Source organism: Corallococcus sp. AB018 (assembly GCF_003986945.1).
GTDB lineage: Bacteria > Myxococcota > Myxococcia > Myxococcales > Myxococcaceae > Corallococcus > Corallococcus exiguus.
This window is the reverse complement of record NZ_RAWR01000286.1, coordinates 1-11,295: the sequence shown is the minus strand read 5'-3', so window position 1 is coordinate 11,295 and position 11,295 is coordinate 1. Positions and strand designations below refer to the sequence as shown.

The following is an 11,295-nucleotide window of genomic DNA, read 5'->3' as shown; positions in this document are numbered from 1 at the left end:
ACCATCCGCTTCACCATCTGAGACTTGAATGCATCCGTGTACGGCACTGCGTCCTGTCTGCTCTCGCCCCCAAGGCGTGGTCATCCCGGCCATTCAGCCGAGGCGACAACTTCCCTGACACAGGGGGGGTCGCCGGTGTACGTCAGCAAATCCGCATCGAGGGCGCCGGGGGATGCGCACCGTTGCACGGGGCCCCAGGGCTTGAAGTCGAGCACCTCGAACTCAGGGAAGCTGGCGCACTCCTGAAACTCACGGACCTTGCCTGTAAAGCGTCCGCGGACCAGGTACCGGCCCTGTTCCCAGACATTGCGGCGCAGCCGCTCGTCAGGCTGGTTCGCCCCCACCGGCAGGACCCCCTTGAAAGGGCCTGCGTCCGGCTTTGAAAGATTCAAAAGGTCCACGTCGCAGTCCGAGGTCCGCTCCGCGAAGTACTCGGGAAGGACCTCTGGCGCACTTGCGGGGGCAGGCGGAGTAATGAAATAGAAGCCCGCCAGCCCGAAGCCGACCAGTGCCAGGGCTGCCAGATATCCGTATGGCCTCATCCGCCTACCACGCTACCCCAGCGTGGACTCTTGGAACGCGCTCTCGATGCCCCGAGGCGACGGCTTGCTGTTGTTGGCGTACTCGAGCTTGTCGTCACCGCCCGTGTAGACCATTCCCGAGGAACGTTTGGACACAGTCGCCATCGTTCGGATCTACTCGGCTACCCCGTTCTCTCCACTGCGGGGGCACTGTCAGTTCAAGGAGCGCAGATATCGGATGGCAGTGGTTTCATTTTCGCTGGTCCAGCCTTCATCCATGAGTTGGATGAGCATCTCGCGCAGGTCCTTGTCCAGTCTCAGTGCTACGAGCTGGGAGCCCCCACGGGCTCTGACAATCCGTACATACTCATAGGCGACATCGTCAGAATCGCTTGAGTAGCGGTCGGCGAGCACCGAGAAGACTGATTTCACGAAATTTGTATCAATGCCGCCGCGTTCATAGAGTGCCTTGGCGAGCCCTTCTTCGTCGGTATAGAACGGTCGCGTATACTGATCGATCATTGGCGCCACTCGATCGCCGCCAGTGGGAACCAACTCAACGTACAGTTCGTCCGCGACCAGTGCGCCCACAGTGCCACCAATCGCGATGCCAACGGCCACCCCGATGGGCCCAAACCAGATTCCTGCTAACGCGCCCGATGCGGCTCCACCGGCGAAGCCTCCTCCGAGGCTTGCTGCTTCACGGCCAGCCGCATCAACTTTGTTCTGTGCTGTTGCGATGTTGTAGACGGCGACTCCGATGGATAGCACCCACAACGCCCGGCCCGCCGCTCCCAGACGACGCACGCCGGCGCTGACTTTGGGGTTGGCCCGCCCGGCGCTCTCCACAATCTCTAGAAGAACGGTATTTTGCTGGGTCTTGCCCAGTTTGCTGAAGCCTTGTTTGAATCTTTGTTGAGAATATTTCTCCAGGAGTTTCTCGAAGGCAATTCCCTTGCCCTTGAGCGCCTGTGCTTTCGCGCGACCCAGATCCGAAGAGCGCGCTCGAGCCATTTCCATGATCTCATTGCGCATCTGATGGGCGGCTTCGGCAGCCGCCCTGGCTGTCATCGAACCGTTTGCGTGGGCCTGACGCAGTTGTTGGGCATACTCCTGCGTGGTTTGCATGTACCATGCCCTTACCTTGCTATCGAGGATGAATCTGTATCCGAAGTTGAGCGCTTGGACTTCAAGCTGTTGGATGCCATCCTCGACGAGTGAATTCTTGTTGGGCATGGTCGCGCTTCTTTTTCTAAAATCAGGCTTTTTGTAGGCTCATGTATTGCCGGGAGAAAAATCGTCCCTTGAGCGGTTTTGCAAAAGACGGCAAGGTCCTGACGGGGAGGAGCGCCCCGGCGGGGTGGATGCTCAAGAGCAGTTGGGTGTTCCCGAAAAACTCAAAACGGAGTTGCATGTCTGACTGGGGCTCCAGATGGGTCAGGACCCCCGGCGTATAGTCCTGGCCGAGCGTGAGCCCATCCAGGATTTGAAAACGCGAATCCAGCAATACGATTTGAAGCTGTTCTTCGTAGGGCGAATTGTCGGTGAGGAAGAGCAGGGAGAGATCCGGCGGAACTCCAAATTGGGCTTCGAGTTGCACGGCCTGGAAGGCCAGGCCTGTCTCACGTCCGTCGTGAAGCAGGACTGCTCTGGCTCTTTCGGGAGCAGTCATCTCTCCGCGAAGAGAGAATGCGGATAGAAGTTTCAAGTGGGGTGCTCCTTTCCCCTGGGAGCCTAGCATGCGCCCTTGGAATTACAGGCAGAGGAGCATCTTGAAGCCCGAATGGTTCACCATCCCCCGCTGGCGCCACCCCCGCCGGAACGGCCGCCCATTCCCTTGAACGCGGTTTCCGTCAGCGGCTGGCTCTTCAACGCGGGATGGAGGTCGAGCAGGTACTGGACCCACTTCTTCGCGTTGAGCTCCCGCGGCGTTCCGAATTCCGCCTTCCGGCGATAGACGCCCCGCCATTCAGGCTGGGTTGCCCAAAGGGCAGCACCGTCGTCCGCGCCATAGGTCTTGGGGTGGCCTACGTTCAGACGGAAGCCCTTGGAGTGGACGTAGTTCGCGAGCAGGTTGCTCCAGAGGGAGATGATGGTCTCTCGGATGTCGACGAAGATCCCGGGATCCACCTCCATGAGCTTGAACAGGAGCAGCGAGGAGCGTTCGACCGCCGAGGACTCCAGGTAGAAGACGGGGGTAGGGCCGCCGCTGTATGGCGTGAACTTGCCGCTCTCGACCTTGCCGACCTGGAGACTTCCTGCGTTCCATCCAGGCATCCCCGGCTGCAAGAGGCCGAAGACCCAGGACCGGCGGCCCGCGAGGAAGTGGTATGCATTGTATTGAATCAAGACGGAGAGCGCCGAAAGCGGCAGGATCGACAGGGGCTTCTCCATGCCCTCCGAGAAGTTGCGCTTGAGCGTCTGCGCGGCGAACCCCTTGTTGGGATCCTGCCAGAGGACGTGGACCCAGTCGCTGTGGAAGTCAGGCAGGTTGATGCCCAGCGCCGCGAGCTTGACGTCGAGCAGGAAGCGAAGCGTCCGGGTGCGCTCGAACTGCCGGGTCGACCAGGCCACGCTCGCCTGGTTCTCCTGCATGTTCTTGCCGAGCCCATTGAAGAACTTGGGAAAGTCCTTGGTGAACTCTGACACGAGCACCGGAAGCTGCTTCTGCGGATCTCCCTGGAGCCCGGGGACGCTGAAGTGGATCCGGAATTGATTCACATGGAAGTTGCCACTGCCCCTGGCGATCTTGAGCTCCGTGAAGTCCATCATCCACCTCCTGTGCGACGTGACCGTGGTCAGCGGCGGGTTTACCGAGGGCCAGAAGAGCGCTGTACCGAGCTTCTTCCCAGACTCCCCTGGTTGATGAGGGGGAGCCTCGTCGCCACGTAGGTGTTGTCGCGGTCCATGGTCAGCCGGTCCGGTTGAAGCATCTTCGCGTCGAATTTCGGAGGAGGAAGATGCAGCGACTTGATGGCAAGGCCTTGCATTCCCCCCACTTCATCGAGTGCGACCTTCAGCGTCACAAGCGGAGGAAGGAGCGTGCGAGCGAGTTTGGGCAGGGGAGAGTCGTAAGACAGAAGCTCCTTCATGAGAGACGTGGCCGGTGTCTTCATGAGTGCGCCGATCTGCTTCATCACCGACTGGTAGAGGCCCGGGATGTTGAGCACCCCCAGCCGCTTCTTCCGCATCTCCTCCACGATGGGGCTTTGGATGTTGTCGTTGGTCTGGGGGCCCACCGTGAGCCGGGTGCGTTTGGTGGTCCCATTGGGGCCCAGCAAGCGCTGGCTGTGGAGCGCCCCAAGCGCCCCTCCCACGCTTTGGGCGGCCTTGGCGTCCCCTCCGGCCCAGGCGATTGTCGCTGCGGCGAACAGCTCCAGGATGTTGGAGGTCTTGAGCACCGTTGGGAACAGGTCCCTCTTGACGGCGATCCTGAAGACGAGGGTCAGCACGTCGGTGAGGAGATCATCCACCTTGCGCAGAGAGCCATTCTTGAGGAGCCTCCGCAGCTCCGCCGTGGCGGCCCCCTCCAGGATGGTGGCGTTGCCTGCAAGCAACGTCTCGCCCGCGAGTGAGACGACATCTCCCTGGGTGAGATAGTGAGTCGCCAGCGGACCCTTGGGCGCCTTGAGGCGATTCGCCGTTTTCCTGTCGACGCCGGGTGAGTTGAAGGTCACCACCTGGAGAACCGAGTCCCCGAAGTCGACCGCCACCCGCTGCGCCATGGCGCCGCCCAGGCTGTGTCCGACGACAACGACGTCCTTCCTGCCAATGCGCGTCAGCAGTGTCTGGAAGAGCGAGCGGGTCTGCTTGAAGGCCGTGGCGCCAACCCCCGCGGGGTCCATGTCCGCGACGGCATCAGGTGCCTTCTCGAACTCGGTGCCGCGGACCGCGATGATGGGATGGTTTCCACGGGATGGCTGCAGCCAGTAGGCGAACACGCCATGGGTCTTGTTATGGGGGTCGCTGCCCTCCATCTGGACGATGGTGTAGTACAGGGGCTGTGTGCCCGGCTTCTTGGAGTAGGGGCGTTTGGTTGAGACGGCATAGGTCGCCGGGAACTTCAGCTCGGGCATTGCCCAGAGCTCCGGCGTTTCAGCGCGATACAGGAACCTGTCGCCAACCTGTGTGCCACCGCCCTGATTGTTCAAATAGGCGAAATCATGGGCCAGGTACTCGTAGAACTCGTGGTCGGGTGTGAAGTCCTCGGCCCATGGCTCGGGTGGAGCCTTGGGCATGACGATGGGCCGTGTAGCAACCCGGGTGTTGTCCTGGCGGATGTGCTGGGTCTGGAGACGCAGCGCGTTCAGATCAATGCGAAGCGCATTGGAGGGCGACGCGTGTGTCTTTGCCGCTCCCGAGCCGGACGCCACCGCCAACACGTTGGACTCTGGGATGTAGACCTTGTCACCCGGTTTGATGTGGTCAGGATCGGGCCGTGTCTTCCGGAGCGCGGCGTTTCGTGGGTCTTTGTAGACGACGCGCCAGTCCGCGATCCGGTAGGACGCGGCGATGCTGTACAGCGACTCTCCGGCCTTGACGACATGCTGAGTCATGACACCCGCTCCTTCTGGGACTGAGCCCGCCGTCCCTGGCGCGCCAGCCCCAGGCCCAGCAGGAGCAACAGGGCCAGCGCCGCGCCCCCATCTCCGCTGGTTCCACAGGCGCATCCACCGCCCGTGCCTCCCAGTGTCCTGGCCTGTGCCTTCAGCGTGAGCGAGGCCTCCGTCGTCGTCTCTCCTCGCAGGCGCAGCTTCAGCGTTCCCTCCGCGGGGCCTCCCACCTCGCCGCGGAAGGTGACGCCCACCGTCGTCTGCGCTCCCGGCGCCAGCTCCGCGTCCAGTGCGCTCGCGTCGATCTCGAACGCCGGATTGCTGTTCGACACCACGCTCAACCTCGCCGGCGACGCGGACTGGTTGGTGAGCGTCACCGTGCGCGGCGTGCTGGTTGCGCCAATGTCCACCCAGCCCAGGTCCAGCTCCATGGGCTCGATGGTCAGGAAGCTGGCCACCGAGATGCCCGACAGGGCCACCAGCGCCGCGCGCTCCTGGTCCTTCGTGCCCAGCACCAGCGTCGCCTTCGACGCGCCAATCACTGACGTGTCGTACTTCAGATCCAGCGTCAGCGAGTCACCCTGCGGTAGCGCGCGGCCCTCCGCGCCCAGGACGGGAGACACCACCACGAAGTTCGTGGCCTGGGGTCCCTCCACCTTGGGAGGCATCACCACCAACTCCTGGGTGGTGTCGTTGGTGAGCACCACCTTGGTCGTCGCCGGCTCCGACTGACGCACGGTGCCGAAGTCCACCGTGCGATTGAGCGCCCGGAACACCGTGGAGAGCCCCCGGCCCGACAGCGACACCTGCGCCTCCGGCGACTCCAGGTCGTTCGTCACCACCAGGAGGTTGGCCTTGGACGTGACGTCCGGACGGGGGACGTACTTGACGAAGACGTCCTTCGATTCCTGGGCTGCCAGCGTGAAGGGGAGCGTGGGCGCCGAATCCAGGCTGAAGTGCGAGGGCTCGGAGTTCTCCGAAGCGGCGATGATCTCCAGCCCCCGCACCACCAGCGGCTGGAGGGACTCGTTGGTGAGCTTCACGAAGCGGATCGCCGAGGCGGAAGACTCGGCCACCCGGGCGCCAAACTCGAGCGTGGGAGTGGACAGGCTGAGCTGGCTCGTCCGGCCCTGGCCCCCCAGCTTCACGAGCATGGTGCTCGCCTGGCTGTCTTCGGAGGTGATGCGCAGGTCCGCGTTGAAGCGCCGCTGGGCGTCAGGACGGAACTGGATCGACACATCCAGGCTGCCTCCCGGGGTCAGCGCCAGGGGCAGCGTTGGCTTCTGCAGGATGAACACTCTCGCATCCTCCGCCTCCAGCGAGATCTCCTTCACGGTGAGCGTGTTGGCTTCCGAGCCGCTCCCGGCGTCCGGGGACCCAGCTGGCGCAACATGCGTCAGCCTCAGTCCAATGCCTTCCGAGGTCGCGTTCACCCGGGTTCCTCCAAAGTCCAGAGAACCGTCGAAGGCCTGGCCGTCACGGCGCGCCACCGCGAGCCTTGCCAGCGTGGCCGTTCCCTGAAGGGTGAGCTCCAGCGGAAGCTGGGAGGACGCCTCCACCCGCACCGTGGCCTTGGCCGTCCGGAGTCCGCCCGTCGACCCCTGCGGAGTGAAACGGAGTTTCACCGTGGCACTGCCATTCGCGGGCACCTTGGGCAGCGTCTCCTGCACGGAGAACTCCGAGTTCCCCGCGGGGATCGTCACGGAAATGTTCGCGTCGGTGATACCGGTGTTGTTCACCGTCACCGTCTTTTCCAGGGACGAGCCGAAGTTCACGCGCCCGAAGTCGAGGGTAGAGGGCGACAGACTCACGCCACCCACTCCATCCACGATCAGCTTCACGACGGTGGACGACGGATCCGCGTTGCTGGAGATGACCAGGTTGCGCTCGATCTTGAGGAGCTGGGTGGGCTTCGCGGTGACGTAGAAGGCATGCGCGGCGCCGGGCTCCACCGTGAAGGCGGGCACGACGGGACTCAGGGTGGAGGGGCAAACCGCGGTCTTCTGCGTGTCCACGCGCAGGCAGAATTGATCCGGAACGGACACGGAGTAGATCACCAGCGGGGCCTTGCCTTCGTTCTTCACCACCACCGGCTGGGGATCCCCTTCGACCGTGATGGCTTGAGGCGCGAATTCGGGTGCGCCAGCGGGCAGGGCCAACACGGGGATGGTGCCCCGGCCAGAGACCGTGATGATCTGGTCCGTGCTTTCGTTCGAATTGCTCAGCACGTGCACGGTGCCCGTCACGTCCTGCGCGGACTCGGGACGGAATGTGACATCGAGCTGAACGGGAAAATTTCGCTCAACGGTCACGGGGAACTGCTGGTTGTTCTGCAGTCTGGCTGTGAAGGGACCGCTTCCCGTCGCATTGGTGATGGTGAGGGGGGCGGAGCCGATGTTCGACAAGGTGACGGTCTGGGTGCTGGAGCTCAGCCGGGGGATGTCATTGAAGACAAGTTGATTCTTGTTCATCTGCAGCTGCGCGACCGCGGCGACGCCGGACAGCTTGACTTTCAGCTTGGCCGTGGCCGGCGTCTTCGTAGCGAGTTCGAGGTCGCCAAAGTAGTTGCCCGGGCGCTGGGGAACGAACGTGATTTCGATCTTGCGCCTGCCACCCACCGGGATGGCGGAGTTGGACCCGCCAATCAGGTCGATGTTGAAGGTTCCAACGCTGGTGGCCACCTCCTCCAGGTCCACCTCCACCTCTCCCGTGTTGATGATGTCCACGGGCAGCATGAGCGAGCCTCCTGGCTGCGTGGCGGGGAAATCCACGGTGGCCAACGACGTGGAGAATTTGGCCTCCGCGCCAATCCCCTTCAGCTTGAAGCTGCGCTTCGTCTCGATATTGCTGAGAGTCCCCCGGTAGGTGATCTCCAGGCTGGCTTCGTACTCCTGGTCCTCGATGTTGGGAGTGAACGTCACCCGGAAGGGCTGGGGCCGTTTCGCACCCTTCTCGAGCACGGGCTCGGAGCTGGTGACGTTATCCACCGAGAACGCCGTGCCGGACGGCTCGATGTGGACATCGGTGACCTTCAGCGGCTCGGACGCGCTGCTGCTGTTGCTCACGTTGAGGCTGAGGTTGACGTGGGTGCTCCGGTCCTGCTTGTGACCGAAGTTGATGTCGGGCACGGTGAAGATGGCGTTGGGGCCATTGGAGTTGCCCTTTACAACGAGCACGGGTGGCAGTTGCTGGTTGTTCGTGGTGAAGAAAAGCAGCCGCGCCTCCAGGTCGCCCGTGCTGGTCATGGGACGGAAGAGCACCTTCACCTTGGTTTCCCCGCCCGGTTGCAGGGTCTGGGCCGGGAAGTCGACGACCTGGAACAAGGTGTTGTTGTTCTCCGTGGTGACCTTCGACAGGAACAGCGCTTGGTTGCCGCTGTTGCGCACGGTCGCTTCCTTCGTGGACTCGCCTCCGGGGGCCACGTTGGGCATCACCAGCGGATTGGTGACCAGGGTCAGCTCCGCAGCGAACGCCTGGCCGGTGAGAGCCACGGGGGGCACGGGCTGCGAGGCGTCTGATTGAAGTTGGAGCGTCTTGGAATAGGCGCCCGAAGTGGTCGCGGCGAAGGTCACCGTCACCGGGGCGGTCCCGCCGTTCCTCGCGACGGTCAGGCCTTCCGCCGGAATGCCGGAGATCGTGAAGGGGGCCAGGAGCCCAGCTGACACGGGGAACACCTTGATGGGCCAGTTGGTGTTGTTCGAGAGGATGACCTGCTGGGGCTCGGGCTGCTCGCCGACGGTGTAAGCAGGGAAGGTCAGTGTGCTCGTGCTGACTCCCAGCGACGTCTTGCGCGCGGTGCCATGGAGGGGCACGTTGGACACGCAGGTCGTGGTGGGCGACGTGCCGAACGTGAGCACGCCATCCACGGCGCCGCTCTCATTGGCGCCGGGGTTGAAGGTGACGAAGAGTTCACGTCCCGCGGAGCCCGGTGCCAGGGTGAACGGCGCGGTGGGGCTCACGGAATAGGCGCTGCTGCCCATCGTTACCGAAGGCGTCACCGTCAGCGCGACCGTCCCCGTGTTGGTCACCGTCACCTTCTTCTGCTCACTCCCCACGTCTCCTGCCTCCTGTTCGGCGAACTCGAACGAAAGGGGGACGATGCCCAGGCAGACATTGCCCGGCGTCTTGGTTCCGGACAGAGAGAGTTCGGGGGCGGCGGGGTCGTTGCTGGTGAACGTGAGCTTGCCGGTCGTGGCGCTCGTCTGCGTCGGGCGGAACGTCAGCTGGAGGCGCTGGGTGTCTCCGGGCGCGAGGTTGAAGGGGCCCGAGGGATTCACCCGGAAGGGGGAGTCCTGTGGCAGCGTTAGTGCGGTCACCGTGAGCAGGCTGTCTCCGCCGTTCTTGACCGTGACCTCCTGGGGCGCGCTGTCGGTGTCGAAAGGCGTCTGCTCGAAGGCCAGCGTGGTGCGGCTCAAGACGAGCTTCGGGCTGGACGGAGTCGTGCCTGAGAGCGTTACGGATTGATCCGCGACATTGCTCTTGAAGACCAGGGTGTCGGAGGGAGTCCCGGTCGGACGCGGTCGGAACGTCACCTTCAGGCGTTGGGTTCCTCCGGAGGCGATGCTGAAGGGGGCCGCGGTATCGACCCGGAAGAAGGAGTTCTGGGCCAACGCCAGTTGGGTCACGGTGAGCACACTGCCGCCTTCGTTCCGGACCGTGACCTCCTGGGAGGCACTGTCGGTGTCCAGGGGCGTCTGCGGGAAGACCAACGCGGTGAGGCTCAGCACGAGCTTGGGCGGGATGACCGCGGGCGTGGCGCCAGACAGGGAGACGCCTGGCACGTCAGTGCCGTCGATGGTGAAGGCGAGGGTCTCGTTCCAGCTGCCCGTCACTGTTGGGCGGAACGTCAATTTCAGACGCTGGGTATCCCCGGGCGCGAGGCTGAAGGCCCCGGAGGTGTCGACGCGGAACGGTGAGTTGGCGGGCAGCTTCAACTGGGTCACGGTGAGCAGACCCCCGCCGTCGTTCCGGACCGTGACCTCCTGGATGGCGCTGTCGGTGTTCACCGGCGTCTGCTCGAAGGTCAGCGACGTGCGGCTCAAGCCGAGCTTCGGGGGAATGGCCGTCGGGGTGGCGCCAGCCAGCGTGAGGGCGGGCACGTCGGTGCCGTTGATGGTGAAGTTGAGGGTGTGGTTCCAGGTTCCCGCCACCGTGGGACGGAACGTCAACTTCAGACGTTGGGTATCTCCCTTCGCGAGACTGAAGGGACCCACGGTGTCGACGCTGAACGGTGAGTTGGCGGGCAGCTTCAACTGGCTCACCGTGAGCAGGCCGTCGCCGTCGTTCCGAACGAGGACCTCCTGGATGTCACTGGCGGTGTTCACCGGCGTCTGCGCGAAGGCCACCGCGGTGCGGCTCAAGCCGAGCTTCGGGGGGGACAGCCCCTCACCCGTGAGCAAGGCGTATGGCGGAGTGGGGCACACGGCGGACGCGGTCGTCAGGAAGAGCGCGCTCGAGCGGGGGCCCAGGTGGTCAACGGTCAGGGGGTTGAAGCTCACCTCGAGCGTCCTCGAGCTCGCGGGCGGGATGGTCACCGAGGTGTTGGACACACTGAAGGGGGCGGTGGTGGAAGGCTCCATCGTGAAGTTCGCAGTGCCCAGGTTCATCACCGTGACGCTTCTCGATGTCGAAGACCCCAATTCATGGGCTCCGAACGCCACGGACGTTTGTCCGAGGACGATCAGTGGGCCCGAGGCCTTTCCTTCAAGCTCCACGACAATCGTCGGGGCGGCTGGATCATCCGTGTGCAGCGTCAGCGTGCCGCGGAAGGTACCGGGCTGGAGCGGCGAGAATCCGAACCGCACGGTCATGGCTTCCGTGCTGCTCACGGGCGTGATCGGGACGGAGCAGTTGGTTTCACAGCGGTTGGCCGCCGTGTCGTACAGGCCGTTGAAGGTGAAGGCCCCGGTGACGCTCACCCGGTAGATCGTGAGCGCCGTGCTGCCGGTGTTGAACAGCTTGATGGAGTCCTGCTGCGGCGAACAGGAAGGCTGTTCGCCGAAGTCGATGGAGGTGTCCGACACGCTGAGCCCAGGCGTGCCAGTCGCGGGTAGCAACGCCTCGATGGGGGCCTGGGTGGTGCCGAGCTCCGGCGGTTTCTCCGATTCAGGACCGCAGGCAGTGAGGACGCACAGTGCAGCCGTCAGGATGAACAGGATGCGTTGCATGAGGCGACCTCAGTTCTCGGCGTGGAGGGCCGGGGCCTTGGCGGTGGAGGAGGG

General features: G+C 63.8%; 7 protein-coding genes. All 7 read right to left on the bottom strand.

Translation table 11 applies throughout. The features are described 5' to 3' along the window. Positions 1 to 80 precede the first annotated feature (80 nt). The 7 genes from D7Y11_RS38535 to D7Y11_RS38510 all read right to left on the bottom strand — a co-directional run bounded on the left by D7Y11_RS38535 (position 81) and on the right by D7Y11_RS38510 (position 11,241). Positions 81 to 542, bottom strand: coding sequence for a hypothetical protein (locus tag D7Y11_RS38535; protein WP_126936177.1), 462 nt, complete (start codon positions 540 to 542; stop codon positions 81 to 83). Between the two features lie 12 nt (positions 543 to 554). Then, positions 555 to 686, bottom strand: a complete 132-nt coding sequence (locus D7Y11_RS45060; protein ID WP_255424683.1) for a hypothetical protein — start codon at positions 684 to 686, stop codon at positions 555 to 557. 48 nt (positions 687 to 734) lie between these two features. After that, entirely contained in the window at positions 735 to 1,757 is a 1,023-nt protein-coding gene (locus D7Y11_RS38530) for a hypothetical protein (protein ID WP_126936176.1), read from the bottom strand. Positions 1,758 to 1,779: 22 nt separating this feature from the next. After that, positions 1,780 to 2,229: a hypothetical protein gene (locus D7Y11_RS38525; RefSeq protein WP_126936175.1), complete on the bottom strand. Its 450-nt coding sequence runs from the start codon at positions 2,227 to 2,229 to the stop codon at positions 1,780 to 1,782. 80 nt (positions 2,230 to 2,309) lie between these two features. Then, positions 2,310 to 3,293, bottom strand: coding sequence for a hypothetical protein (locus D7Y11_RS38520; RefSeq protein ID WP_126936174.1), 984 nt, complete (start codon positions 3,291 to 3,293; stop codon positions 2,310 to 2,312). A 38-nt stretch (positions 3,294 to 3,331) separates the two neighbouring features. Next, entirely contained in the window at positions 3,332 to 5,077 is a 1,746-nt protein-coding gene (locus tag D7Y11_RS38515) for an alpha/beta fold hydrolase (protein ID WP_158642048.1), read from the bottom strand. After that, the gene (locus D7Y11_RS38510) at positions 5,074 to 11,241 is read right to left on the bottom strand and encodes a choice-of-anchor D domain-containing protein (RefSeq protein WP_126936172.1); all 6,168 of its coding nucleotides are present in this window, start codon (positions 11,239 to 11,241) and stop codon (positions 5,074 to 5,076) included. The genes D7Y11_RS38515 and D7Y11_RS38510 overlap by 4 nt, the downstream gene beginning before the upstream one ends. Positions 11,242 to 11,295: the final 54 nt, after the last annotated feature.